Source organism: Glutamicibacter sp. BW80, assembly GCF_002332385.1.
Taxonomy (GTDB): Bacteria; Actinomycetota; Actinomycetes; order Actinomycetales; family Micrococcaceae; genus Glutamicibacter.
This window is the reverse complement of sequence record NZ_NRGV01000005.1, coordinates 21,930-45,599: the sequence shown is the minus strand read 5'-3', so window position 1 is coordinate 45,599 and position 23,670 is coordinate 21,930. Positions and strand designations below refer to the sequence as shown.

Here is a 23,670-nt window from a genome sequence, read left to right as displayed (position 1 = left end):
GGCAACGCCGGCTGTTGATCTCGGCAAGAGCACCAGAAGCACAACTGTTATGCCAACTGAACGAGGGTGTTGGCGTGTTGTTTCAGCGGTGGCGGCGCGGTGAGCTGGCTGCTTGAATTGGCAGTGGTGTTTCCTTGTTTCTTTGGTTTTGAAAGATCATTTCAGTCCAGGTAGGTGGAGCCTGGCATTCAGCGTCGGTGCAACGGGCGCTCTTTGGCATGGGCGGAATCAGAAACGGCCACCGGGAATCCTGGGTATCGGATTTCGGTGACCGTCAAAGACCTCATGAAAAATCTGGGCTAGAGCGAAAAGTAGAGTTCGACCGGATTGCCGCGCGGATCAGCCTTTGCGACCGTCCGTTCGCTCGCCGCAACACGGGGCCGGGTAACGCCGCCTGCCTGCGGCGTTGTCCTTGAACGAAAATGGCCCATGTGCCTTGAACGGTATCGCTATTTTGGAGAAGCTTTCTTTTCCTTCCGGAGCTATTTGGCGATGAATCATGTTCAAGATGCAAAAACGCCCCCGGTTTCAAAAGAAACCGGGGGCGCAAAAGCACCTCAGGATTAAACGTTGAAGCGGAACTCCACCGAGTTCCGGTACATACCAACCTGTCACTGTGCAGTAAGGGTGCAACTCCGGGGTACAAATCCACAGAGGGTCACCGGGGATCTCACTCAAGGCTGACACAGAGGGCTTACGCCGACTTCGACACGGTACTGATTATTGACAGCGAGCGAAGCTGTGCGCGTCGGCTTCGATCCGTGAATGCGAGCGCACCAAAGGTTTAGTTCGAGAAACGGAACTCCACCCATTCCGACACCGAGCAATCTCTTCCGCCACTGTCGTTGTGCGGGCCAGAACTGATGAGCCGCGCCTTCGCGCACCGGCGGTCAGACAACGGTGTGAGCGGACTCGTCGCCCTCCGTTCGAGCGCACACCATGAGCAGGTTCCCGTCAGGATCCCGGAACTGGACGAAGGCCACGCTCCCGATGTCGACAACGTCCGAGGCGAGTTCGGCCCCGAGATCGCGCAAATGCGCCACGACTGCGCCGAGGTCATCGGCCCACCAGAAGAAGCGTGGCGGACCGTCCGGCGTGAACGGCGCGTTCGCGTCCAGAGCAAGGCCGGGGCCCGGTTCCATCGGGACGTCGACGATCGTGTCGTCATGCGAAGGCAGGGACACCTCCGCACCGAGCAGCCTGCCGTACCAGTCGGCAGAGCGGTGGATGTCCCGCACCGGGATGAAGACTTGGCCGATCTCGCGGCGTATAGGAGTCGTCACCGCTCAATCGTACGACAACGCGTCTCGCGGATCGACTCGCAGGGTCGTCATCCAGCTGTCCACCGACACGAGCGGACTCGGGAGGTCATGGACAAGGGCAGCAACGCGGTGACCAAACGCAGAGGAAGCGCATGACACCACGCGCAACCAGAGGTTATACGGCAAAACGAAATTCCACGGCGTCGCCACGGCTGGGAACGCATGCACGCCTCACCGGGCCAGACCGGTCTCAGGGCTACGGTCCCTCACCGCGCATGGCCGACTCAGCTGCCTCTCCGCTGGTCATCCAGCACCTGTTCCATCTCATCCGAAACCTCGTCCAGGAGGACCTGGAAGCCGGGCTCCTCGAGGGGGAAGTGGCCGCAGCCAGGAAGCATCACGACCCGGGTCTTGCCGTGAAGCCGACCAAGGTAGTCGAGGCTGAGCTCCGGCATAGTCCAACGATCCTCGGCCGGATGCAACAGCACGACCGGTGGTCCTTGGTATTGCTCGGGTGGAATAGCCGGACCTGCCTCGAGGAACGAGCGGTACCAGCCCACCGGCATCGCGCCACCACCGCCGCACGGGTCGGTGAGCACTGCATGACTGAGGCCAGGGTCGTTCGAAATCGCAGACATAGGGGTCAGCATGCGGACCGGGATCCGTGGATTCGCCGCTGGCCCCCGGGCGAACTGCAGCAGTGGCAATCCCAGCCGCGCTATCCACGGGGCTCGCACGATGGCGGCAGCGATGCCCGGCCGAGTCGGGTCGAGCAGGCAGGTCGCGATGACCCGCTTGGCCAGTCCGGTCACTGCAGCGGTGTCGACCGCGAGGGCACCACCCATGCTCGCCCCGACGAGGACAAGTGGCCGCTCGTCATGCTCGCGACCCACGAGATCGACGAGCAGCTGCTGCCAGTCGCCATAACTGACGCTGCGGCGTCCACGCCGCACCCGGATCGTTCGCCCGTAACCGGGCAGATCGACCACCGTAACCCGAGCGCCCAGGCGACTCAGGTGTGCAGCGTAGGGCCACATCGCCGCCGCGTTCCCTCCCGCTCCATGGTCCAGCAGCATTCGGACCGAAGCCGTCGGGGCACCCACGTGCTCGATGTGCAGGTCCCACGAACCACCCCCGTCCGGCGCATCCCACCTCCACGACGAGGCCACCCGCCGCACTGGTGCAGGGACGAGGCGCACGAAAGGCTCGTACCGGCGGTCCGTGGAGTCAAGTCGGCCAGTCCGTGCCGGTGGCACCTTCGCTCGACCCTTCGAAAGCGACCCATTCATACCCGCAATGTTACCGGAGTGCCCGGTGTCAGGGACTGATGCGCAGGTAGGTGGGTCAGAAGCCTGCATTAGACATTGAACCTGAATTCCACCAAGTTCCGGCACGGACCAACCTCAGCGACCGCTGGGTCGCAACGGCCCGGTCTGATCGCGGGACAGCCAGTGATGGAGCACATCGGTCCACTCGTCGAAGGCGTCAAGGTGGGCGTCATGGCTGCCGTCGGCCAGATCTACTCTCTCCGTTTCGGGCCTGCGCCGGACCAGTTCGTCCTTATCGGCATCGCTGAACATCCCATGCTTTGCGAAGACCGCGAGCGTCGGAACCTGCAGAGCCTCCCACTCCTGCCAGCGCGGCTCATGGACGGCCTCGATCGTGCGCTGCATGACCGAGGCATCGAAGCGCGGCACCAGGCCATCATCGGTCTGAAGAAGGTCGGCCACCCAAGCATTGACGATCGCGTCATCACCGAGGAACCCCCGCGCGGCAGCTTCGTCTTCGAACGGCACCGGCCAGGACTCGAAGTAGCTGCCGAGTCCGGCAGCCTCTCCCGGATCACCGTTGCCCGCCACGTGCCCTTCCAGCATCACGAGCCCCTCGACCAGGTCTGGCCTCGCCGCCGCGACAAGGAACGCGGTGTGGGCTCCCATCGACTGCCCGACAAGCGTCGCCCGCCGCCCAGGGACGAGTTCCTCAATCACTGCGACGACGTCTCCGACGAACGCATCGCGCGACAGATCATCGGGAAGCCGCGTGCTCGCGCCGTGCCCCCGCTGGTCTACGAGCAGCACACGATAGCCCGGTAGCGCATGCGCCGTGGGCAACAGTTCGCGTGAACTCCCCGCGAGGCCGTGCAACAGTACGACGGTGGGGCCATCGCCACCGAGGTCGGTGACCGCGATCCAGACGCCGTCGGGGCGCAGCACTGTGCGGTCCATCACGTCAAGCGCAGTGGCGTGATCGCCGCGACCATGTCGCACAGCGCTCGACGCTCGAGCCGCAGCTCATAGTTCGACTGTAAGTTCATCCAAAACTCCTCGGACGTGCCGAAGTAGCGCGCGAGCCGGATAGCTGTGTCCTCACTGATCCCGCGCTTGCCGTGCACGATCTCATTGATCCGGCGCGGGGGCACACCGATCGACACCGCAAGCTTGTTTTGCGTGATCCCGAAACCCTCGATGAAGTCCTCCATCAGGATCTCTCCCGGGTGGATCGTCTCGATCCGATCTGCCTCAGTCCCCGCCGCGCTGCGTGAGCGTTGACGGTGTGCGGCCCAACCCTCCAGCTTCATCGGCCTACGGCTTCGTCGCGTACACGCGGAAACGCCGCTGAGTCACCTTGATCGGGCGATCTTCGTCCAGCGCCAACAGCTGGGCCTCGTGCTCAGATACGGAGAAGTTCGGCGCATCCCAAGGAGTCAAGGCAAGATACGTGACCAGCGCCGTCACGCTCTCGAACTCCATCGTTCCATGCCAATCGTCCACGACGTCAACATTCAGGCCCGCCGTCTCAATGTCATCGACGAAGCGACGCGAAGTCACATGCGGATACTCAAACGGCTGACCGAACCATTCGTGGACCTCCTCCGCATCATGCCCGTCGACCTGTTGCGTCAACAATCGACCCCCGGGAGCCAGCACCCGTGCAATCTCCTGCGGATCAATCGACTCATGGCGGGACATCACGAGATCGAAGCTGCTGTCGGCAAACGGCATCCGCGTGTCCTGCTCAGAGTCGTACCTGACAACTGCGATGCCCCGCGAGGCAAGAGCGCGGTGCGCTACCGCGACGTTCGGTTCCCAACCCTCAGTGGCGATGATGCTCTTGCCCGTGATGTCGTCCGAGCCCAGCAGGTCCAGCAGCCTCTCACCGCCACCGGTCCCAAGGTCCGCAATCCGCCGTGCAGAAGCAATGGCGGAGAAGCAATCCTGTTCGAAGTCCCACCACGGTTCGTCGGCGCTAAGCTGCCCGTCGAGGGTCGAGAAGTCCCAGCCCACCATCGTCGACTCTCTGTACACGCGTCGCCACTCGTCAATCATGAGGCCAGCATAGTACGTTTCGTCTCGCCTGCGGCCGGCTCAACGACCGGAACACGTCAGACGTTGAAGCGGAATTCCACCACGTCGCCGCACATACCAACCTCTGCCGCCAGACACGAGTTAGATGCTGCGCAAGACGGCGAGACGCTCCCTGGCCGCTCTGCGAACCAGCCAGATTATATGCTCAATATCTGATATTCTCATCCGGATGACTACCCCTGATGCGCATGCACTAGAAGCGGCCGAGCGATGGACTTCCTCGCAGATCAAGAACTGGTCGCCACAGTGGCGGACGAATCTAGCAGAATGGCTGGAGCCAAACCTCGCCCTCGTCGGAGATTCTGAGTGGGGCGGCCAGATCCGGGACATGGTTCAGCTCCCCGTCCAAGACCCCCTCGCGTGGGCGAACAGACGCGTGGAACTGCCGAACGGACATTGGGCCGTTGCGGGTATTCGGTTCCGGGGGCGAGACATTGAGAAGCCATTCGTGGACATAATCGCAACATCACTGCCGCCTGAACCATTGGGATTTGCCGCTCTCGGTGATGTTTTGCCGAGCTTCGACGCCTTCTCGCCGCTGTGCATGCGCGTCAACCTACCCGACCCGGAACAGCGACTTCGAGCGCTCACTGGTTCGGGTATGGATGTTGGACAAGCTACGCCAGATCTGCTGATCGTGGCACGCCCCGTAGCCGAGATGCGCGAGCAGCCTCTGGCCGACCGCTACGACGATGTGACTCTCGTTGCTTGCGCTCCGGAAGAAGCAGCAGAACGCGTCGCGGCAATCTACGAAGCACTAAAGCCATCACGGCCGCAACTGGGCCAGTGGGCCGTGCCGGCTGACGCAGAGTCGCTTGAGGATGCCGCGGAAGAAGGGCTACTTTTCGAGATTCGCGTGGGTGGCACCTCAGCGGGCATTGTGGCCGCAGAGCGTGATGATTCCTACGGATTCACTGGCTTCTGCATGCAGGAGATCGCCCTCAATTCAGCACATCGCGGACAACGTGTGGGCATCGCCGCCTTACAGCGGCTGACGCGACAAGTGCCGGCGAACACTAACGATGTGCTTTGGGGGCATATCCATCCAGACAACGTACCGTCTCTGCGTAACGCCCGAGACAGCGGGCGACAAGTGGTTACCGCTCATGTGTGGGTCACGCCTACTGGATACCGCGGAATGCCAACGACCTAAGCGGTTGAGGCACTTACTCGCCTGGTTGCGCACGCTAGATCGGAACTCCGGCAAATTCCTCGGCTTGAGGCAGAAGAGACGAAAACCCTATTCAGGCGGCATTTTTATACGTTGAACCTAAATTCCACCACGTCGCCGTCCTTCATGATGTATTCCTTGCCTTCGATACGCGCCTTGCCCGCGGACTTGGCGTTGGCGATCGAGCCGACCTCGACCAGGTCCTCGAAGCCCACAACCTCGGCCTTGATGAAGCCGCGCTGGAAGTCGGTGTGGATGACGCCGGCAGCCTCGGGAGCGGTGGCGCCCTTGTTGATGGTCCAGGCGCGGGTTTCCTTCGGGCCAGCGGTCAGGTAGGTCTGCAGTCCCAGGGTGTCGAAGCCGACGCGAGCCAGCTTGCCCAGGCCCGACTCGACGATGCCCGCATCTTCCATCATCTCTTCGGCTTCGTCTTCTTCCAGCTCGGCGAGTTCGGCCTCGAACTGCGCGTCCAGGAAGATCGCCTCGGCCGGGGCGACCAGGGCCGAAAGCTTGGCCTGCATCTCGGTGTCGGCCAGTCCGGCTTCATCGGTGTTGAACACGTAGATGAATGGCTTGGTGGTCATCAGCTGCATCGGGGCGAGCTCTTCGAGGTCCACCCCGTCGGTCTTGGCCGCGGAGTACAGGGTCTTGCCCTCTTCGAGGATCTTCTGCGCGTTGAGCACCGCGTCCACGAAGGACTTCTCGATCTTCTTGGTGCGCAGCTCCTTCTCCAGGCGCGGCAGCTGGTTCTCGATGGTCTGCATATCGGCGAGGATCAGCTCGGTGGCGATCGTCTCGATATCCGAGGCCGGGTCGACCTTGCCGTTCACGTGGATCACGTCGTCGTTGACGAACGCGCGGGTGACCTGGCAGATCGCGTCGGCCTCGCGGATGGTGGCGAGGAACTTATTGCCCAGGCCTTCACCCTCCGAGGCGCCCTTGACGATGCCGGCGATATCCACGAAGGACACGGTGGCCGGCAGGATGCGCTCGGACCCGAAGATCCCGGAGAGCACCTTCAGCCGCGCGTCCGGCAGCGGAACGACGCCCACATTGGGTTCGATGGTCGCGAACGGGTAGTTGGCCGCCAGTACCTGGGCACGGGTCAGCGCGTTGAACATGGTGGACTTGCCGACGTTGGGCAGTCCGACGATTCCGATAGTAAGAGCCACGGGAGGAAATTCTACCTTTGCTTAGGAGATGCGGAAAATGAAGTGCTTAGCGGGTTTCTGAGGAGCGCCGTCCGCCCAGGGCCCGGGCGTCGTCGCCGGATTCCTTGAGCTTGCCGCGGATTTCCTTGGGCAGCGAGAAGATGATGTCCTCCTGGGCGGTGGTGACCTCCGCGACGTCGGTGAAACCGTAGTCGGCAAGCAGGGCCAGCACCTCCTGGACGAGCACATCTGGCACCGAGGCGCCGGAGGTGACGCCGATGCTGGACACGCCCTCGAACCAGGTCTCGTCCACCTCGTTGGCGAAGTCCACCCGGTAGGCCGCCTTCGCCCCGTGATCCAGCGCAACCTCGACCAGGCGCACCGAGTTCGAGGAGTTGGCCGAACCAACCACGATCACCAGCTCCGAGCTCGGGGCGATCTCCTTGATCGCCGCCTGCCGGTTGGTGGTCGCGTAGCAGATGTCATCGCTGGGCGGATCCTGCAGGTTCGGGAAGCGCTTGCGCAGCCGGCGCACGATCTCCATGGTCTCGTCCACGCTCAGCGTGGTCTGCGAGAGCCAGATGAGCTTGTCCGGGTCCTTCACCTGCACGGTGTCGGCCTCTTCGGGGTTGTTCACGATGGTGGTGACCTCCGGCGCTTCGCCGTAGGTGCCCTCGACCTCTTCGTGGCCTTCGTGGCCGATCAGCAGGATTTCGTAGTCGTTCTTCGCGAAGCGCACGGCCTCGCGGTGTACCTTGGTGACCAGCGGGCAGGTCGCATCGATGGTGCGCAGGCCGCGGTCCTCGGCGGACTGCACCACCGCCGGGGAGACGCCGTGGGCGGAGAACACCACCAGCGCGCCGGTGGGCACCTCTTCGTTCTCTTCGACGAAGATCGCGCCGCGGGATTCGAGTTCGGAGACCACATGCACGTTGTGCACGATCTGCTTGCGCACGTACACCGGGGCCCCGTAGTGCTCCAGGGCCTTCTCCACCGCGATGACCGCGCGGTCCACGCCGGCGCAGTAGCCGCGCGGGGCGGCGAGCAGCACCTTGCGTTCGGTGACCTGCGAGGAGGCTGCGGCGATCTGCTCGGGAGTGCGGCGAATACGCGGAATCCGAGGGATCGGCAACGAGACCGGGACAGAAGTGGAAGTAGCCATATCTCTAGTCTACGAACCCGGCGCAAGTTAGCGCATGCTCATATGATGCGCGCCACCCTTAACGGGCTGTGAGATCTGCCTCCGTGGCCGTAATCGCTGCTAGCAAGGCAGGGAACTCGGCAGCCTGACCGGGGTGCGCACCACGGCGCCGACGCCATCGGTCCCGTGATAGGCACGGCACACGTTCACCCCGCGCTGCGCCAGCCTGGCCTTGATCTGCTTCAGCGCATCGGGTGAGAATCCGTACCATTGCATATGCATCAGCACCGTGTCCCCGGGGACTGCCGCGCCGGCCCGAGCCACGGTGATCGACTTGGATTTCGCCTCCCAGTCCCGCGTGTCCCGCGTCCAGGTCCAGATTCCCATGCCGCGGCTGTCGTAGCCGCAGCGCACGCTGGCATCGATGGCGCCGTAGGGTGGCCGGCCGAAGTTCGTATGCACTCCGCTGCCGCTCAATTGGGCGCCGGCCTGCAGGCAGGACAGCGGACGCAGGTCCGGATGGCTGATCGAATGGTTGATGACCCATTGCCCCTTGGCCCGGGCCAGCGCCGCGAGGTCCACGCCGTAGCGCGATTTGTAGGAGCCGAGGCAATTACCGGTCGGAGCGAGCACCAGGCCGATGTTGTTGGTCGCCGCATAGGAAATGACCGAGTTGAAGGAGCTCAGGCTGCTCGGGCAGTCGTCGAAGGTCAGCACCACCCGGCTGGTCCGATTCGGGCCGGTGGACTGCGGGGCCGCCGGCGGCTTCGGATAGGTCGTGACATAGCTACCGCTGACCCAGCCGGTGCGCCCGGCATAACTGACTTTGTACCATCCGTTGCCCGCGCGTGCATAGGCCGGGATCGTGCTCCCGCGCGGAATGGTCACCAGAATCCTGTACGAGGTGGACGCTCCGCTGCGCAGATTCAGGCTGTCCAGGGTGCGCACCGTGGCGGCGAGAACGTAGGATCCGCTGACGTAGCCGGTATGCCCTGCGTAGCTGACCTTGTACCACCCGTTGGAGGCGCGCCCGGAGACCGGGACCGCGGTGCCTTTGGGGATCGAGATCAGGATCCGATAGGCGGTGGACGGGCCGGTGCGCAGATTGAGGTTGTCGGTGGTGCGTACCTTGGCCGGCAGGTCGATGGACAGCTCCGCGGCCACAGCGATGGCCGCGCTCGCGGGGGCTGCCGCCGCGGCGGCCAGAGGCGCCATGCCCACCAGTAATCCCAAGGCCAAACAGGTCGCGGTGGACGAACGAACAAGATTTTTCTTCCCCAATGGCCACCGCATGATTCTGCATCTCTCTATGTAATTTTCCCCAATTACCGCTCAGTGTCCTCCCCCGCCCGAAGGCGGACAACGGCTTGAGGCAGGATTATCCCAATCGTTGAAAAACGCGCCGCGCACCGCCTGCGCGGCATGAAAATCCGTCATTTTTTGCCCGGATTGTGACCCTGGCACCGCCGCTCGCGCACCCCGGCGGGCACCCTGCAATCCGGCAAATCGTCGGCATTGTGCGATAGTCTCTCATGAGCCACCGGCACGTTTAATCACGGACGGGCCCCGGTTATGCAGGAGAGGACCCATGCCACCAGAAGCGCCGCGCACCATGCCGGCAACGGCCGCGGAGACCAGTGCCGAAAACCCGTGGCCGCTGCGCATACTGACCGAAAAACTGAAGATCCACATCGAGAACTCCCCGGTCACCTGGGTGGAGGGCCAGCTGCTCGAAGCGAATGTGCGCAATGGCCACGGCTATCTGACGCTGCGCGATGTGGACGCGGACAACTCCTTCTCGGTGACCGTCTGGTCCTCGGTGATGCGCAAGCTGGAATCCACCCCGGAGGTCGGCGCACGCGTGGTCGCCCGGGTCAAGCCGAGCCTGTATGCGAAAACCGGGCGGCTCTCGCTGAACGCCACCGACCTGCGCCCGGTGGGCCTGGGCGAACTGCTCGCGCGGCTCGAACGCCTGCGCCAGGCCCTCGGCGCCGAGGGCTTGTTCGCGATGGAGCATAAGCTGCCGCTGCCGGTGCTGCCGCGCACCATCGGGCTGATCACCGGCCGCGATTCGGACGCCGAGAAGGACGTGGTGCGCAACGCGACGCTGCGCTGGCCTGCGGTGCGCTTTCGCATCATCAACACCGCGGTGCAGGGAAACGACGCGGTCGCCCAGGTGCGTGCCGCGCTGTCCGAGCTGGACGCCGACCCGAACGTCGAGGTCATCGTGATCGCCCGCGGCGGCGGCGCCCTGGAGGACCTGCTGCCCTTTTCCAACGAAGAACTCATCCGCGACGTCTTCGCCGCCACCACCCCGGTGGTTTCGGCCATCGGGCACGAGGCGGACCGGCCCATCCTGGACGATGTGGCCGATCTGCGCGCCTCGACGCCGACGGACGCGGCCAAGCGCATCGTCCCGGATTTGAACGAGGAGTTCGCCGGCATCGAGCTCTCGCGCCAACGCCTGGACCGGGCGATCAACAACCTGCTGCAGCGCGAGGCGCAGACCATCACGGCGCTGCGCCAGCGCCCGGTGCTGGCCAATCCGCAGGCCATGATCGACGCGCGCGCCGAGGATCTGGGGCGCTGGCGGGAACGCTCGATGGCGCTGATCCGCCACCGGGTGCAACGCGCCGGGGACGAGCTGGGCCATCTGCGCGCGCAGATGCGTGCGCTCTCCCCGCAGCAGACCCTGGACCGCGGCTATTCGGTCACCCAGCTTGCCGATGGCACGGTGGTGCGCACCGCCGAGGAGCTGCAGCCCGGCCAGGGCCTGCGCATCCGCGTGGCCGCCGGCAAGCTGAGCGCCACCGTCGACGAAATTTTCCCGGCCGCACCGGCCACCGAAGCACTTTAAGGAATGACCATGACCGAGCAAATCCCCGAAGATATCGCACAGCTCTCCTATGAGCAGGCCCGTGAAGAACTGATGGCGGTGGTCAATCAGCTGGAGACCGGCGGCGTGCCGCTGGAAGCCTCGCTGGCGCTGTGGGAGCGCGGCGAAGCGTTGGCCGCGCACTGCGAGAATTGGCTCAACGGCGTCTCCGAACGCCTGGACCAGGCCCGCCGCCGGGTGGAAAACTCGGCCGACTAGTCCGCTCTTGCCTGCCCAGCGGCCAGTATCTTGGCTACGCTGGGCATTATGAGCATGGCATGGTGGGCACTGATCTGGGGTCTGGTTTCCGGGGCCTCGCTTTTATTGGGCGCCGCGGCGGGCTGGTGGCTGAAACTTCCGCGGGCTGCCGTGGCCGGGATCATGGCCTTCGGCGCGGGCTGCTGGTCACCGCGCTCGGGCTGATCTGCGGCGCGCTGCTCTACTTCTTCGCGAACCGGATCGTGGCCAAGCGCTCCCGCGCCCCGGGTTCCGCCTCGGCCTCGGGCAATGCGCTGGCCGTCGGGGCGTTGATCGACGGCATCCCCGAATCGGTGGCTCTGGGTGTCGGGCTGGTCGCCGGAGGCGCGGTGAATCCGGCGATGCTCGTCGCCATCTTCATCTCCAACATTCCCGAAGCGCTGGCCAGCACGGCGCAGCAGAAGCAGGCGGGCAAGAAGGCCGGCGGCATCTTCCTGCTCTGGGGCTCGGTGACGCTGGTCGCCGGGGTGGCCTCCTGGGCCAGGTTCGCCCTGCTTTCGCTCACCGATCCGGGGTGGACCGCCTTCGCGATCGCGCTGGCCGCCGGCGGCATCCTGACCATGGTGGCCGATACGATGATCCCCGAGGCCTGGGCCGTGGAGCACGACTTCACCGGGTTGATCGCCACCGCCGGCTTCCTCACCGCCTTCGCGGTGCATGCCGTCGGCTGAGCTCCTACTTGGTCGCGTCCAGGCGCTTGCGTTCGGCGGCGACGTCGAAGTCGGCCTTCGGCCAGAGCGGGTCGATCTCCCGCAGGGTGTGCAGCAGCAGCTCCGCCACGCAGAGCCGCGCCCGCCATTTCTGATCCGCCGGGATCACATACCAGGGCGCATCCACCGTCGCGGTGCGTTCGATGGCCAGCTCGTAGGCGCGCTGGTATTCGGCGAAGAGCAGCCGGTCCTCGACATCGGCCGGGGAATACTTCCAGTGCTTGTCTTCGCGATCCAGCCGTTCGCTCAGCCGCGCGTACTGCTCCGCGGGGCCGATATGCAGCATCACCTTGTGCAGGTGGATTCCGCGTTCGTGCAGGGCGTGCTCGAAGTCGACGATCTTCGGGTAGCGCGCCTCGATCTGCTGAGTGCTGCTGAGCTTCTGCACCCGGTGGATCAGCACGTCCTCATAGTGCGAGCGGTCGAAGACGCCGATGATCCCGGGCCCGGGCAGACGCTGCTGAACGCGCCACAAGAAATCGTGGGCCTGCTCTTCGTCGGTGGGTGCCTTGAACGCGTGGTGGTCCACGCCCTGCGGGTCGAACAGGCCCATCACGTGGCGCACGATCCCGCCCTTGCCCGCGGTGTCCATGCCCTGCAGCACCAGCAGCAGCGAGTCGCGCAGCTGACCGTGCAGCGCGGAGGCGAAAAGCCGCTCCTGCAGCTCGGTGAGCTCCGCGGCGATGGCCTCCAGCCGCTTGGCCGCCTTGCGCTTGCTGCGTGGGGCGTCCTTCGGCCACCAGTCGGGTTCGCCGGTGGCGCGCTGGGACAGGTCGACCTCGCCGACCACGCGAAGCTGGGCCAGCAGATTCTGTGGATATTCGCTCATCGCTTCAGCTTAGCGCCCAGGCCTAGGCCTAGGCCCGGGCGCGCCAATCCTCGAGGAATACCGAGATGCGGCCCACCGCGTCCTTCAGATCCCGCACCGCCGGCAGGGTGACCAGGCGGAAGTGGTCCGGGGCCGGCCAGTTGAACGCGGTGCCCTGGGTGATCAGGATCTTCTGCGCCTTGAGCAGTTCCAGGGCGAACTTCTCGTCGTCGTGCATCGGGTAGACCTCGGGGTCCAGCTTCGGGAACATGTACAGCGCGCCCTTGGCCTTCTGCACGCTCACCCCCGGAATCGCCTGGAGCAGGTCGTAGGCGGCGTCGCGCTGTTCGCGCAGCCGGCCGCCGGGCAGGATCAGGTCATCGATGGACTGGTAGCCGCCCAGCGCGGTCTGGATCGCGTGCTGCCCGGGCACATTGGCGCACAGGCGCATGTTGGTGAGCAGGTTGATGCCCTCCACGTAGTCCTTCGCCAGGTGCTTGGGCCCGGAGATGGCCATCCAGCCGGAGCGGAAGCCGCAGACCCGGTAGGCCTTGGACAGCCCGGAGAAGGTCAGCACCAGCACGTCGTCGGCCAGCGCCGCGGTGTTGATGTGCACCGCATCATCGTAGAGGATCTTCTCGTAGATCTCGTCGGAGAAGACGATCAGGTTGTGCTTGCGCGCCAGCTCCAGGATCCCCTCCAGGGTCTGCTTCGGGTAGACCGCGCCGGTGGGGTTGTTCGGATTGATGACCACGATGCCCTTGGTGCGATCGGTGATCTTCGCTTCCATATCGGCCAGGTCCGGCAGCCAGCCCTCTTCCTCGGTGTTCAGGTAGTGCACCGGGGTGCCGCCGGCCAGCGAGACCGAGGCGGTCCACAGCGGGTAGTCCGGCGCCGGGATCAGCACCTCGTCGCCGTTGTTCAGCAGCGCGTTCAGCGACAGCGTGATCAGCTCGGAGACCCCGTTGCCCAGGTAGACGTCGTCCACCCCGATGGTCTGGATGCCGCGGGTCTGGTAGTACTGCGAGACGGCGGTGCGCGCCGAGAGGATGCCGCGGGAGTCCGAGTAGCCCTGCGCGTTGGGCAGGTTGCGGATCATGTCCACCAGCACCGCGTCGGGCGCCTCGAAGCCGAAGGGCGCCGGGTTGCCGATGTTCAGCTTCAGGATGCGGTGCCCCTCGGATTCCATCCGCTGGGCGTGCTCAAGCAGTGGCCCGCGAATGTCGTAGAGCACGTTGTGGAGCTTCGAGGATTGCTTGAATTCTGCCATGGGTACACTTTCTCATGATTGGGGCGGGGCGCGCGCCTTCTTGTCGGCGCATGAACACCCGCCGTGGTTAGTTGTTCAGCAGCTTGTACCGGGTGGCGGCGGTTTCCGGGTCCAGCGCGTCGGCCCCGGTGACCATCCGGTTGATGCCGATCAGCGCCTCCTGGTCCAGCTGCTCGCTGACCTGGTCCACGACGTTTTGCGCCGGCTCGTCGAGGTCCGCACCGGCCAGCGGCACCAGCGGCGCGTCCGCGAAGATCTCCGCGCTGCCCGGGACGATATAGAAGCCCTCATCGCCGATGATCGCGTCGGCGGCCGAGAGCACCAGCACCCGATCGATCGAGGCGCGCAGCTGTCCGGGCAGCTGCTCCGCGGCCACCGTCTTCACCTCGGGCTTGGCGCATCCGGCGTCTTCCAGGGCTTCCACTAGCGGGTCGCTGGCCGGCTGGGCGCCGATGAAGCTCAGCTCCGGGCAGGCGGCGGCGAGGCTGGGCACCGAATCCACCGAGTGGTGCTTGGCCTCGGCGGCGCTCATCACAAGCACCGCGGAGCCATTGGCGCCGCTGGCGGCCAGGCTGCGCGCGTCGGTTCCGGAGGTGGCCTCCCGCAGCTCGGCGGCGGTGGACTCGGCGAGGGCCACGTCGGCGTTGCCGTCGAGCACCTGCTGGTAGGGATCCGCGTTCGGCTGGAGCTCGGTGACCTGGTAGCCGGCCGCACGCAGCGCCTCGGCATAGATCTTTCCCAGCGCGCGTTGGGTGGGGTCCGTCCCGGCGGACAGTGCGAGCTCGATCCCCTTGGATTCTTCGACCGGCTCCGGGGACTGGCTTGTGCAGGCGGACAGCGCCAGCGTTGCGGCGAGGGCCAGCACGCCGGCGGTGGTGGTTTTAGCTAAATTCATCTCCCCTGAATTCTAGGCCAGCGGGTCTTACTTTTGCGCTAGCGCACGCCGGGCGAGGTCAAACGCAGGATGCTGTCCACCCGTTCGATCCGGTTCAGCCCCAGGATTTCCTCCCGGGTAAACCAGGCAGCTTCGCTGGTGGAGCCGTCCTGTTCGTGGCGCAATTGACCGCCGAGCAGCCGCGCCCGGTAGGTCACGGCCACGGTCTGCATCGGGTGCCCATCCCCGGAGTAGCGCTTCGCGGCGGGGATGATGCCGGTACTGACATCGAGCAGGGAGAGCTGGCCCACGTGGTAGCCGGTCTCCTCGTAGACCTCGCGGACGACCCCGTCGGTGGCCTGTTCGCCCAGGTCCACCCCTCCCCCGGGCAAGGACCAGCGCGGGGTGAATCTGGCATCGCGATGACGCATGTCCCACAGCGTGAGCAGCACCTTGGACTCGTGCTCCACCAGGGCGTAGGCCGCCAGGCGGGTGTCGAAGGGTTCACCGGTGGTTTCGGAGCGTCGTGTCATAGGCTCCAATATATCGGCCGGGCGCCGCCGGCGGCGGGATCCGAGCCGAAGGCGAAGCAGAAAACTGCCAAACATTTCAACGAACGGCGGCGGGTATGGTGAAATATTCTTATGTCATCGCACGCAGAGTCTCCCTTCGGCACCGATCTGGACGAGATCGATCGAATCATCATCGACGAGCTGGTCAGCAATGCCCGCATCTCCAATGCGACGCTCGCGCAGCGCGCGGGCATCGCCCCGTCCACCGCCTTGCTGCGCACCCGCTCGCTGGTGGACCGCGGCATCCTCACCGGCTACCACGCGGAGGTTTCGCTGGCCGCGGTGGGGCGCACCGTGCAGGCGCTGATCTCGGTCAAGCTGCGCGCCCACGACCGGGAGAAGATCGACACCTTCCGCCAGCGCATCCCGCAATTGCCCGAGGTGCTCTCGATGTTCCACGTCTCCGGCGGCACCGACTACCTGCTGCATATCGCCGTCGGCTCCACCGAGGCGCTGCGCGACTGGGTGCTGGACAACCTGGCCACCGACGAATCGGTCGGGCACACCGAAACCACGCTCGTCTTCGACCACCAGCTGGGAAACCGCGGTCCGCTGCCCTTCGGCGAACTCTAGGCCCGCCGGAGCCAAAGCCTCTGGGCAAGACAGAAGGCCCGCATCCTTGTCGATGCGGGCCTTCCTCGTACGGTGTGCTAGGCGCGGCGGCGCTGCATGACGGCGTCCAGATTCAGTTTCGGCTTGGCCGCTGGCACCGGGGCTTCGACCGGCTTTTCCACCGGCGCCGGCGCTGGGGCTTCGGTTTTGGCCACGACGCTGGCGATCGAGGCGCGTTCCTCGGCGGAGACCTCGGCGGCCAGGCGCTTGGCGCCCTCGGCGGCCTTGAGGCTGATGTGCTTGGTGGGGCGCAGCGGCTCGGAGACCGGGATCGGCTCGGGACGCACCCGGGCGACGATTTCGCGCTGCGTCGCCTCGCGCACCTCCACGTAGGTCGGCTTAGGCACCTTGGTCGGCTCCCAGGTGGCCGGCTGCTTCACGCCGCCGTCCCCGCGGGCCACGCGCACCGCTTCGGCACGCAGTTCCTCGGCGGTGATTGCCGGGGCGCGGCGGGCGGAACCCGGGCGGGCGTCGAAAACCTCATCCTCGGCTGCCTTGCGGGAGATGACCTGGTTCGCCTCGTCGGCGAAGGCCGGGGTCTGCAGGGCCTGCTCGCGGGTGGCCTGCAGATGCGCCAGCAGCTTGCGGTTGCGATCACGCACCGCCAGGGCACGCAGCGTGGCCACCGAACCCAGGGCGATGGCGAAGAAGATGCCCACGGCGGAGAAGCTCAGCGCGGTGAAGGGCGCCAGCACGAGGCCGAGAAGCGTGGCGAGCACCGCCAACAGGCCGAGCACCGCCACCGCCAACCGCCCATAGCGCACACGGATCTTCAGTCCGCTCGCGGCAGACTGCGCTCGCGTTTCGCTCTGTGACGTGCCAGCCATGGGGGTCCTCCAACACCGTTTGAACGGTCAGATCAGGTGGAAGCCGAATAGTTAGCTTCCTCGGTCAACACTATGCAACGCCGGAGGCAACCACGGGCAATTTTCTCGGTGTGTCCGCAAGAATTCGCAAGTGATGGGCACTTCTGCGCCCGCAGCGGGGGTTCGGCCAACGGACGCACCGCTTTATTCGTAGATGCGTTCTAGCATGCTGCCGCGCAGCTCCTCGCGGTTTAGTGCAAATGTTCGATGATCGCGCCATTGCCCGTCGATATGCAAGAACCCCTTGCGCAGCCCCTCATCGCGGAAGCCCAGCTTATCCACCACGCGCAGGCTCGGGGTGTTCTCCGGGCGGATGTTGATCTCCACCCGGTGCAGCGCCAGCTGTTGGAAGCAGTGGTCGATCACCAGCGCGCAGGCCTCCGGGACCAACCCGTAGCCCGCATGGGCGCCGTCGATCCAATAGCCCAGCGAGGCGGAGCGCGCCGCCCCGTACTGGATGCCGCTGACCGAAATCTGCCCGATGATCGGCGGGTTCCCCCGGTGCAGCTGCGGCAGCGTCATAATCCAGGAGTACCCGGTGCCCTCGCGCGCCGCCGCCCGCTTGGCGACGAGCAGCTGCCGGAAGCTCATCGGCTCCGGCGGTCCCAAGGGGTTCGTCGGGTCCCAGGGCTTGAGCCAGCCCGCGTTCGCCGAGCGCAGGGCAAGCCATTGCTCCTGATCGCGCAGCAGCAGCTCGCGAAGCAGCAAACGCGAGGAGGACAACTCGGGCAACGCGGCTTTTCCGCGCAGAAAACTCAGCATGCACATATCGTATCCCCGCGGAGCTCACCTGCACTTTTATGACCCACGGTCCGGGTGGCGCGTAGAGTAAGACCATGAATGCAGCCACTTCCCCACCAGCGGGCGAGAGCAAGCAGGCCCGGCGCGCCGCCGTGCGGGCAGCCCGCCGGAAGATCTCCGCGAACAGCTCGGCGCTGCTGGCCGAACAGCTCGCCGCGCGCGTGCTCGATTACCTGGATTCTTCCACCGGAACCGTCACCCGGGTCGGGCTCTACCTGTCCATGCCCGATGAACCGGACACCTCGGTGCTGCTGCCCCGGCTGGTGCAGGCGGGCATCGAGGTGTACCTGCCGGTGTGCGAACCGGAATACCAGCTGCGCTGGGCGCATTGGACTCCCGAGGTGCAGCTGGTGGACAGCGCGCGGGCCCCGGTGCGCGAGCCGGTGGGCGAACGCCACGGCGCGCGGCTCTTCGACACGGTGCACACGCTGTTCATCCCCGCACTGCTGGTCGACGAGCAGGGTCTGCGCCTGGGCCAGGGCGGCGGCTACTACGACCGCTTCCTGCCGCAGGTCGCGGACAAGGCCACGCGGATCGCCGCACTGGTCTACGCGGACGAATACGTGCCCGCCGGACATTTCCCGGTCGACGCGCACGACCGCCCGGTGGACCTGGTGATCACCCCGGAGCTGGTGCACACCATCGACCCCTAGCCGGTTGCCCACAGTTCGCCGCCGGCCGCGCGGCGAGCGTGCCGGGCGGGGTTTTGCTGGGGGCATGAGCAATTTATCCCCACGCCGCACCCCGGTGATTCCGCGGCCCCGGATCCGTGCGGCGCGCAGCCGCAGCGAGCTGTTCCGCCGCTACCGCAAACCGCTGGCGCTGGCCTTCACCCTGCTGGCCTTGGCCGCGGCGCTGAACGTGCTGGCCACCGGGCAGCTGGCCCAGCGCCAGGTGGTGGTCGCGCTGGCGGATATCGCCGCCGGGCGCACGGTGAGCGCGCAGCAGATCGAGGTGCAAAGCGTTCCGCTGGCTCCCGATGACCGGCAGGTGATCACCGAGCCGGCCGCGGTGCTCGGCCAACGCCTGGCGGTGGCGGTCCCCGCGGGCACGGTGCTGCGCGAGCACCTGCTGGTCGGACCGAATCTGCTCACCGGTGCCGCCGCCGGGACCGTCGCGGTGCCCATCCGGCTCAGCGATCCGGCGACGGTGACCCTGATTAATCCGGGCCAACTGGTGGATATCGTCTTGACCACCGGGGACGGGTTCGAGCAGCAGATCAGTTCGCGCACCATCGCCCGCGCGGTGCCGGTGCTCTGGGTACCCGGCGGCGACAGCGGCGGCGAGCTGGGCATGTTCAGCGCCGCCGGCACGCCCGGCGAAGGGATCATCGTGGTCGCCGCCGCCAATGCCAGCTCCGATGAGCTGGCCGGGGCGGTCTCGCGCGGCAAGGTGTCCGCGGTGCTGGTGAACTAGCCCCAGTGCGGCGGCTTGTCCCGCTTCATCGCTTCGGCCAGGTCCTCGGCCGGCTCTCCCCACATCCGCGGGTCATCGTCCTTGGCGCGCAGCTCGGCCAGCGGGTTCTTTGGTTGCTCGGCGTTCTCGGTAGAACCGTCCCGGCTTGCGGCCAGCGCGCGATCCACCGATTCGCCGGCGGGCACCGGCGCATAGCTGCCGGTCAGTTCGGCCTTGACGCTCAGCTGCTGGGGAGGGGCGATAACGCGCGGACGCTTCACCCGGCCGGCGGGCTTGCCGCCCGCCGGCGGAGTGCGCCCTGCTTGCTTGCTCATTTACCGTCGGGCTTCGACTCCGCGCCTTCCGCGCGCGCCGGGATCGGCGCGGGGGTCGGCACCGCCTCCTCGGCGGGCTGCGCGGCCGCCGGTTTCGGCGCTGGCTGCTCCGCCGGTTTGGCCGCCGGCTTCTTCGCGGCCGGCGGGTCGGCGGTGACGGAGCTGGCGGAGACCGGCGGGGCCATCGGCACCCGGGTGCGCGGCCCGGTGTGCGTCGCCGCGGACGCGGCCGGACGCAGCTCCAGGCTCCGGGCCAGCCGGTCGGTGACCGAGGCCGGGTCGGTGAACACGTCGATGGTCCACAGCGGCACGTAGCGCCAGCCGTGGTTCTCGAAGAATTCCGGACGCAGCCGGCTGCGTTCGCGCACGGTCAGCCCGGCATAGTGCTCGGTGCCGTCGTAGACCACGGCCAGCGGGCGTACGCCGCCGGCGCCGTCCATATCCAGTGCGTGGGCCGAAAGATCGAGCACCCCGCGGTAGTCCTCGGACACGATCGCACCGCGTTCGCGCAGGCGCCGGGCCAGATCGGAGACGAGTGCGTCGAAACGCGGGCTGCGCATGGAGCTGACTCCGGAATCCCCGGCCTGCACGCGGCCGAAGAGCTCGAAGAACTGCCGCGCCCCGCGGTACACCCGGTCCAGATCCACATCGGCCGGCAGCAGCCCGGAGACCAGGGTCATCCGCTTGCGCGAACGGGTCATCGCGGACACGAACAGCTGCTCGCCGCCGGGGCGGGAGAGCGCACCGAATTCGTGCAGCGTCTTGCCGTGCGGGGTCCGCCCGAAGCCCCAGGCGAAGATGACCGCGTCGCGGCGCACCCCGATCAGCCGGTCCATGGTGGTCACCACGAAGGGTTCAACCTTGGAGCGCAGGGCGTTCATTGCGTATTTGTGGTTGGGCAGCTGCACGCGGATCGCCTCGGCGATGGCCGCGGCGTGGGCCCGGTTCGAGGCGATCACCGCGAGCGACTCGGTGGAGTGCGCGGCGAAGTGCGCGAAGACCAGGTCCACGACCTTGGCGACCTCCGCGGCGGTGGTCTGCACGCCCTCCTCGCTGCTGGACAGCGTCCCGGTGGCATCGGGCACGTACACCCCGGTGAGCAGCGGGCTGCTTCCGGTGATCGTCACGGCCACGGGCAGGCGCGAGATGGCCGAATCGTAGTAGGTGTTCGAGAGCTGCTCGACCAGCCCCTCGTCGATGCCGCGGTACACGGTGGACAGGGTGCCGGTGACCAGCACGCGGTTCAGTGCGGTGAGCGCGGAGAGCCCGGGCTTGCGTTCCTTCAGCCGCGCGGTGGGGTCCACCGACACCTCGAAGGTCTTCGGGCCGCCGAGCATCTCGTCGCCGATCGCGATGACCTGCTTGGAGCGGCGCACCGCATCGAGCACCTCGCGCAGCGTCAGGTAGTTGGCCTCCAGCAGGATCACCGCATCGAATTCGGTGTCTGCCGGCAGCGCGCTGCCCAGCAGCAGCGGAGCCGAAACGAACACCGGGGTCAGCGAGTTGACCAGCGCCGGACCGAAGTCGAGCAGGCCGGCGACGGTGGGCGTGCCGTCCTTCAGGATGCCGCGCAGCGCCTTGGAGGCGGCCCGGTGGTCGGCCAGCGAGGCCTTCCAATTGCGTGCCAGCGCCCAGCGGATCCGGGAGGGGCCCGAGGCGATATGCGCCCCGTCGGCCAGCCGGAAGTCCGCCTCGATCTTCTCCAGCTTCGCGCCGTCGTTCATCGCGAGGAAGTCGTCCCCGGAGATCATCGCCTCCAGCGCCGACTGCCACCAGGCGAGCTCGAGCTCGGCGTCCACCGCATCCGCGTCGATTTCCCGTTCGGCGAAGTCGGCCAGCAGATCCGACAGCCCGCCCTCGGAGAGCTGCTCGGCGATCAGCGTGCGTTCGGGCAGCTCGGCCAGGTCTTCCTTGCGGTCCACCAGCGCGGCGATGGTATCCAGCAGCGTGGCGATCGGCATTTCGCGCAGCCGCGCACCGAGCTGGGCCGGCAGCACCGCGGCGAGCTTGTCGATCCGCGCGCCGGCGTCATGGTATCCGGCCTCCACATCCAGCAGCCCGCCGGGAACCGCGGGGTTCCGCTGGCTGGTGGCGTAGATCCGCCAGGCGTCGCGCTGGACGGAGACCGCCTGCAGGGCCGCCTGCAGATCGGAGACATGCATGCCGGGGCGCACGTATTCCTTGGCGATCTTGCGCAGCCGGGAGCGGACGATGGACCCCATCTCCACCCCGTGCTCGCGGCGCCAGGCGCTGGAGGCGGTGGCGGCGATCAAATCGTCGATCTCGCCTTCGAAGATGTCCGCCTCGAACTTGTCCAGCGAACCGCGCACGGCGACCAGTAGCTGCAGCTGGTCCCCCCACTTGTCGTAGCTGTCCTCCAGGCGGATCTGCGACTGCGCGGCGATCTTCTGCATGTGCTCGTGCAGGATCGGCAGGTCCCGGCCCAGCCCGCCGGCCAGGGTGAGCGCCTGCTCGGTGGCCTCCTGGTTGCGCAGCGGCGCGCCGAACCAGGGGCTGGTGGTGTGCGATTTGGAGAAGGCGCCCAGCTGCGCGGCGCGCTTGAGCTGCGCGGCGACGTGGCCGCGCTGGCCCATGGAGTCGAGCACCGAGCGTTTGAGCCGCACGGTGGTGGACGGGGCCGGATCCAGCGAGGTGAGCCGGGCCAGCTCCTGCATCGCCTGGTAGGGCGAGCAGCCCCAGCGGCTGCGCACCGAATGCAGCGACTTGACGTGCTCGTGCAAGGAATTGCGGCTTGCGCGCAGCTTTTCCAGCAGGCTGCCCAGCTGCGGTTCGGTGGCGCGCTCGTTGCGCAGGATCGCGCGGATCAGCAGGTTGCGCAGCGCCTCGGGGTCCTCATTGGGTTCCAGCAGCAGGCTGCCGGCGTCGAGCTGCTCGTTGAAGCGGCGCACGAATTCCTCAGCGGCCGAACGCTGCTCGGCGACAACCAGCACGCGCTTGCCCTGGGCGGCGAGCAGGCCGGCGGCGTTCAGCGCGGTCTGCGTGGCCCCGGTGCCGGCGGCGGCGTTGATGCTCACCGATTCACCCGAGGAGATGTAGTCCAGCATGCGCGCCTGGGATTCGTCGGCGTCCAGCAGGTAGAGCTCTTCGGCCGGATCGCGTTCGTCGCTGTTCTTGGCCAGCACGCTGGTTCCGGTGTGCACCTTGCGGGTGGCGCCGCCCGGTGCCGGAGCACTTGGCTCGCCGGAGCGCCGGGTTTTGGAGGAGTCCTTGATCAGGCTGGCGACGCGGCGCAGCCGCGAGCCGGCCGGCTCTTCGGTTTTGCCTTCGGGTTCCGCCTCGGTTGGCGTCTCGGAGTCCGCGTCCGCCGAGGCCTTGGCTGGCGCGGTTGGCTCGGCTTCGGCGGGCTCGCCGGCGTTGTCCTCGGCGCGGATCAGCGCCTCGATCACCGGGTGCGAGCCGGTGAGCTTCGCCGGGTCCGCAGGGTCGATCAGATCGGAGAAGGTGGAGACCAGCAGGCGGTGGCCGATGACCACGCCGGGGACCTCGGAGAGCTGCTGGCGCAGTGCGTCCATGCCGCGGACCGGGTCGAAGCGGGCGATGGAGTAGGCCGCGGCGTCCACCGCGTCCACGTCGATGCGGGCTTCGTGGTCGGACTCGAATTGCCGCACGAAGGCCGGGGATATCTCCGCGCGGCCTACCAGCTGCACGTCGTAGTCGTCGTGGTCCAGGTGCTTGGTCAGGGTGATCCGGCCGAGCATGATCGGGGCGGATACCGGTTCGCTTTTGCCCTCGTGCACGGCACGCCAATTGGCGACACCGGCGGCTAGGTAGCCCACGTCGATGCCGCGCTCTTCCCAGAGCTCGGAGGTTTTGGCGCTCAGCGCCCGTGCGGTGCGCCGCGCGGCGGCAAACTGCTCCGCATCATGCAGCAAGGTGGACAGGCGGGTGCGCCGACCTGCAAGAAACTGGGCCAAACCCGATGGATTTGCGTGAGTGATGTCGATGCTGTTCGACATCGACGGCGCAAATCGCAAGGTGGTGTCGGCGCCGGCACTCTGGCCCAGGGATTTCACCCAGGTGGCGACGCGCTCGGCAGCAGCATTTTGGCCACTAGTCACGACAGTTATTCCCTTCACTGAACCGACCATCACGGCGCGCCACAATGACAGCGCGCCTCCTTCCTAACGTAGTGCACGCACCGGTGAGAACCGGGGCGCGAAACACGTTTTAAACCCGGCAAGCG

General features: G+C 66.5%; 23 protein-coding genes. 7 read left to right on the top strand and 16 right to left on the bottom strand.

Going from position 1 to position 23,670, the window contains the following annotated elements:
• Positions 1 to 890: 890 nt before the first annotated feature.
• The 5 genes from CIK76_RS01580 to CIK76_RS01560 all read right to left on the bottom strand — a co-directional run bounded on the left by CIK76_RS01580 (position 891) and on the right by CIK76_RS01560 (position 4,588).
• Positions 891 to 1,283, bottom strand: a complete 393-nt coding sequence (locus tag CIK76_RS01580) for a VOC family protein (RefSeq protein WP_096255885.1) — start codon at positions 1,281 to 1,283, stop codon at positions 891 to 893.
• A gap of 263 nt (positions 1,284 to 1,546) precedes the next feature.
• Entirely contained in the window at positions 1,547 to 2,620 is a 1,074-nt protein-coding gene (locus CIK76_RS01575) for an alpha/beta hydrolase (protein ID WP_096283051.1), read from the bottom strand.
• Between the two features lie 45 nt (positions 2,621 to 2,665).
• Positions 2,666 to 3,487, bottom strand: a complete 822-nt coding sequence (locus tag CIK76_RS01570) for an alpha/beta hydrolase (RefSeq protein ID WP_096283050.1) — start codon at positions 3,485 to 3,487, stop codon at positions 2,666 to 2,668.
• Positions 3,487 to 3,840, bottom strand: a complete 354-nt coding sequence (locus tag CIK76_RS01565; RefSeq protein ID WP_096283049.1) for a HigA family addiction module antitoxin — start codon at positions 3,838 to 3,840, stop codon at positions 3,487 to 3,489. The genes CIK76_RS01570 and CIK76_RS01565 overlap by 1 nt, the downstream gene beginning before the upstream one ends.
• A gap of 4 nt (positions 3,841 to 3,844) precedes the next feature.
• Positions 3,845 to 4,588: a class I SAM-dependent methyltransferase gene (locus CIK76_RS01560; RefSeq protein ID WP_172801974.1), complete on the bottom strand. Its 744-nt coding sequence runs from the start codon at positions 4,586 to 4,588 to the stop codon at positions 3,845 to 3,847.
• Positions 4,589 to 4,796: 208 nt separating this feature from the next.
• On the opposite strand from CIK76_RS01560, the gene CIK76_RS01555 reads away from it, so the two are divergent.
• Positions 4,797 to 5,780 carry a hypothetical protein gene (locus CIK76_RS01555; protein ID WP_141393428.1) on the top strand — a complete coding sequence of 328 codons (984 nt, stop codon included), beginning with the start codon at positions 4,797 to 4,799 and terminating at the stop codon, positions 5,778 to 5,780.
• Between the two features lie 104 nt (positions 5,781 to 5,884).
• Here CIK76_RS01555 and ychF read toward each other — a convergent pair whose 3' ends face one another.
• From ychF to CIK76_RS01540, 3 genes are all read right to left on the bottom strand, one after another.
• Complete coding sequence (ychF, locus tag CIK76_RS01550) at positions 5,885 to 6,970, bottom strand: redox-regulated ATPase YchF (protein WP_096283047.1); 1,086 nt, start codon at positions 6,968 to 6,970, stop codon at positions 5,885 to 5,887.
• Between the two features lie 46 nt (positions 6,971 to 7,016).
• The gene (locus CIK76_RS01545) at positions 7,017 to 8,111 is read right to left on the bottom strand and encodes a 4-hydroxy-3-methylbut-2-enyl diphosphate reductase (RefSeq protein WP_096283046.1); all 1,095 of its coding nucleotides are present in this window, start codon (positions 8,109 to 8,111) and stop codon (positions 7,017 to 7,019) included.
• Positions 8,112 to 8,210: 99 nt separating this feature from the next.
• Positions 8,211 to 9,305 (bottom strand): SH3 domain-containing protein, encoded by a 1,095-nt coding sequence (locus CIK76_RS01540; RefSeq protein ID WP_176484048.1) that lies wholly within the window; start codon positions 9,303 to 9,305, stop codon positions 8,211 to 8,213.
• Positions 9,306 to 9,678: 373 nt separating this feature from the next.
• On the opposite strand from CIK76_RS01540, the gene xseA reads away from it, so the two are divergent.
• The 3 genes from xseA to CIK76_RS01525 are packed head-to-tail and all read left to right on the top strand — an operon-like array spanning position 9,679 to position 11,894.
• On the top strand, positions 9,679 to 10,947 hold the full coding sequence (gene xseA, locus CIK76_RS01535) for an exodeoxyribonuclease VII large subunit (protein WP_096283044.1): 1,269 nt from the start codon (positions 9,679 to 9,681) through the stop codon (positions 10,945 to 10,947).
• A 9-nt stretch (positions 10,948 to 10,956) separates the two neighbouring features.
• Positions 10,957 to 11,184, top strand: coding sequence for an exodeoxyribonuclease VII small subunit (locus CIK76_RS01530; protein WP_096283043.1), 228 nt, complete (start codon positions 10,957 to 10,959; stop codon positions 11,182 to 11,184).
• Positions 11,185 to 11,243: 59 nt separating this feature from the next.
• Positions 11,244 to 11,894 carry a ZIP family zinc transporter gene (locus CIK76_RS01525; protein ID WP_343252095.1) on the top strand — a complete coding sequence of 217 codons (651 nt, stop codon included), beginning with the start codon at positions 11,244 to 11,246 and terminating at the stop codon, positions 11,892 to 11,894.
• A 4-nt stretch (positions 11,895 to 11,898) separates the two neighbouring features.
• Here CIK76_RS01525 and CIK76_RS01520 read toward each other — a convergent pair whose 3' ends face one another.
• The 4 genes from CIK76_RS01520 to CIK76_RS01505 form a co-directional block, all read right to left on the bottom strand.
• Positions 11,899 to 12,762: a PPK2 family polyphosphate kinase gene (locus CIK76_RS01520; protein WP_096283042.1), complete on the bottom strand. Its 864-nt coding sequence runs from the start codon at positions 12,760 to 12,762 to the stop codon at positions 11,899 to 11,901.
• A gap of 28 nt (positions 12,763 to 12,790) precedes the next feature.
• On the bottom strand, positions 12,791 to 14,011 hold the full coding sequence (locus CIK76_RS01515) for a pyridoxal phosphate-dependent aminotransferase (RefSeq protein WP_096283041.1): 1,221 nt from the start codon (positions 14,009 to 14,011) through the stop codon (positions 12,791 to 12,793).
• 67 nt (positions 14,012 to 14,078) lie between these two features.
• Positions 14,079 to 14,906: a glycine betaine ABC transporter substrate-binding protein gene (locus CIK76_RS01510; RefSeq protein ID WP_096283040.1), complete on the bottom strand. Its 828-nt coding sequence runs from the start codon at positions 14,904 to 14,906 to the stop codon at positions 14,079 to 14,081.
• A 38-nt stretch (positions 14,907 to 14,944) separates the two neighbouring features.
• Positions 14,945 to 15,418: an NUDIX domain-containing protein gene (locus CIK76_RS01505; RefSeq protein ID WP_096283039.1), complete on the bottom strand. Its 474-nt coding sequence runs from the start codon at positions 15,416 to 15,418 to the stop codon at positions 14,945 to 14,947.
• Between the two features lie 111 nt (positions 15,419 to 15,529).
• On the opposite strand from CIK76_RS01505, the gene CIK76_RS01500 reads away from it, so the two are divergent.
• A complete protein-coding gene (locus CIK76_RS01500) occupies positions 15,530 to 16,030 on the top strand; it encodes an Lrp/AsnC family transcriptional regulator (RefSeq protein WP_096283038.1) in 501 nt (166 codons plus the stop codon).
• Between the two features lie 77 nt (positions 16,031 to 16,107).
• On the opposite strand, the gene CIK76_RS01495 is transcribed toward CIK76_RS01500, so the two are convergent.
• On the bottom strand, positions 16,108 to 16,896 hold the full coding sequence (locus CIK76_RS01495; RefSeq protein WP_096283037.1) for a hypothetical protein: 789 nt from the start codon (positions 16,894 to 16,896) through the stop codon (positions 16,108 to 16,110).
• Between the two features lie 183 nt (positions 16,897 to 17,079).
• Complete coding sequence (locus CIK76_RS01490) at positions 17,080 to 17,697, bottom strand: GNAT family protein (protein WP_096283052.1); 618 nt, start codon at positions 17,695 to 17,697, stop codon at positions 17,080 to 17,082.
• 74 nt (positions 17,698 to 17,771) lie between these two features.
• On the opposite strand from CIK76_RS01490, the gene CIK76_RS01485 reads away from it, so the two are divergent.
• A complete protein-coding gene (locus CIK76_RS01485) occupies positions 17,772 to 18,389 on the top strand; it encodes a 5-formyltetrahydrofolate cyclo-ligase (RefSeq protein ID WP_096283036.1) in 618 nt (205 codons plus the stop codon).
• Positions 18,390 to 18,453: 64 nt separating this feature from the next.
• On the top strand, positions 18,454 to 19,152 hold the full coding sequence (locus CIK76_RS01480) for an RcpC/CpaB family pilus assembly protein (RefSeq protein ID WP_096283035.1): 699 nt from the start codon (positions 18,454 to 18,456) through the stop codon (positions 19,150 to 19,152).
• On the opposite strand, the gene CIK76_RS01475 is transcribed toward CIK76_RS01480, so the two are convergent.
• Positions 19,149 to 19,466 carry a hypothetical protein gene (locus CIK76_RS01475; protein WP_096283034.1) on the bottom strand — a complete coding sequence of 106 codons (318 nt, stop codon included), beginning with the start codon at positions 19,464 to 19,466 and terminating at the stop codon, positions 19,149 to 19,151. The genes CIK76_RS01480 and CIK76_RS01475 overlap by 4 nt on opposite strands.
• A complete protein-coding gene (locus CIK76_RS01470; protein ID WP_255248306.1) occupies positions 19,463 to 23,545 on the bottom strand; it encodes a DNA helicase in 4,083 nt (1,360 codons plus the stop codon). The genes CIK76_RS01475 and CIK76_RS01470 overlap by 4 nt, the downstream gene beginning before the upstream one ends.
• Positions 23,546 to 23,670: the final 125 nt, after the last annotated feature.

What these genes read in the sequence shown, in the direction of transcription:
- CIK76_RS01505 (WP_096283039.1), bottom strand. Translation starts at nt 15,418, where the DNA reads ATGACACGACGCTCCGAAACCACCGGTGAACCCTTCGACACCCGCCTG.
- CIK76_RS01500 (WP_096283038.1), top strand. Translation starts at nt 15,530, where the DNA reads ATGTCATCGCACGCAGAGTCTCCCTTCGGCACCGATCTGGACGAGATC.
- CIK76_RS01515 (WP_096283041.1), bottom strand. Translation starts at nt 14,011, where the DNA reads ATGGCAGAATTCAAGCAATCCTCGAAGCTCCACAACGTGCTCTACGAC.
- CIK76_RS01510 (WP_096283040.1), bottom strand. Translation starts at nt 14,906, where the DNA reads ATGAATTTAGCTAAAACCACCACCGCCGGCGTGCTGGCCCTCGCCGCA.
- CIK76_RS01570 (WP_096283050.1), bottom strand. Translation starts at nt 3,487, where the DNA reads ATGGACCGCACAGTGCTGCGCCCCGACGGCGTCTGGATCGCGGTCACC.
- CIK76_RS01565 (WP_096283049.1), bottom strand. Translation starts at nt 3,840, where the DNA reads ATGAAGCTGGAGGGTTGGGCCGCACACCGTCAACGCTCACGCAGCGCG.
- CIK76_RS01530 (WP_096283043.1), top strand. Translation starts at nt 10,957, where the DNA reads ATGACCGAGCAAATCCCCGAAGATATCGCACAGCTCTCCTATGAGCAG.
- CIK76_RS01495 (WP_096283037.1), bottom strand. Translation starts at nt 16,896, where the DNA reads ATGGCTGGCACGTCACAGAGCGAAACGCGAGCGCAGTCTGCCGCGAGC.
- CIK76_RS01555 (WP_141393428.1), top strand. Translation starts at nt 4,797, where the DNA reads ATGACTACCCCTGATGCGCATGCACTAGAAGCGGCCGAGCGATGGACT.
- CIK76_RS01545 (WP_096283046.1), bottom strand. Translation starts at nt 8,111, where the DNA reads ATGGCTACTTCCACTTCTGTCCCGGTCTCGTTGCCGATCCCTCGGATT.
- CIK76_RS01520 (WP_096283042.1), bottom strand. Translation starts at nt 12,762, where the DNA reads ATGAGCGAATATCCACAGAATCTGCTGGCCCAGCTTCGCGTGGTCGGC.
- CIK76_RS01490 (WP_096283052.1), bottom strand. Translation starts at nt 17,697, where the DNA reads ATGCTGAGTTTTCTGCGCGGAAAAGCCGCGTTGCCCGAGTTGTCCTCC.
- CIK76_RS01525 (WP_343252095.1), top strand. Translation starts at nt 11,244, where the DNA reads ATGGTGGGCACTGATCTGGGGTCTGGTTTCCGGGGCCTCGCTTTTATT.
- CIK76_RS01560 (WP_172801974.1), bottom strand. Translation starts at nt 4,588, where the DNA reads ATGATTGACGAGTGGCGACGCGTGTACAGAGAGTCGACGATGGTGGGC.
- xseA (WP_096283044.1), top strand. Translation starts at nt 9,679, where the DNA reads ATGCCACCAGAAGCGCCGCGCACCATGCCGGCAACGGCCGCGGAGACC.
- CIK76_RS01480 (WP_096283035.1), top strand. Translation starts at nt 18,454, where the DNA reads ATGAGCAATTTATCCCCACGCCGCACCCCGGTGATTCCGCGGCCCCGG.
- CIK76_RS01540 (WP_176484048.1), bottom strand. Translation starts at nt 9,305, where the DNA reads ATGGCGCCTCTGGCCGCCGCGGCGGCAGCCCCCGCGAGCGCGGCCATC.
- CIK76_RS01475 (WP_096283034.1), bottom strand. Translation starts at nt 19,466, where the DNA reads ATGAGCAAGCAAGCAGGGCGCACTCCGCCGGCGGGCGGCAAGCCCGCC.
- CIK76_RS01485 (WP_096283036.1), top strand. Translation starts at nt 17,772, where the DNA reads ATGAATGCAGCCACTTCCCCACCAGCGGGCGAGAGCAAGCAGGCCCGG.
- CIK76_RS01575 (WP_096283051.1), bottom strand. Translation starts at nt 2,620, where the DNA reads ATGCAGGCTTCTGACCCACCTACCTGCGCATCAGTCCCTGACACCGGG.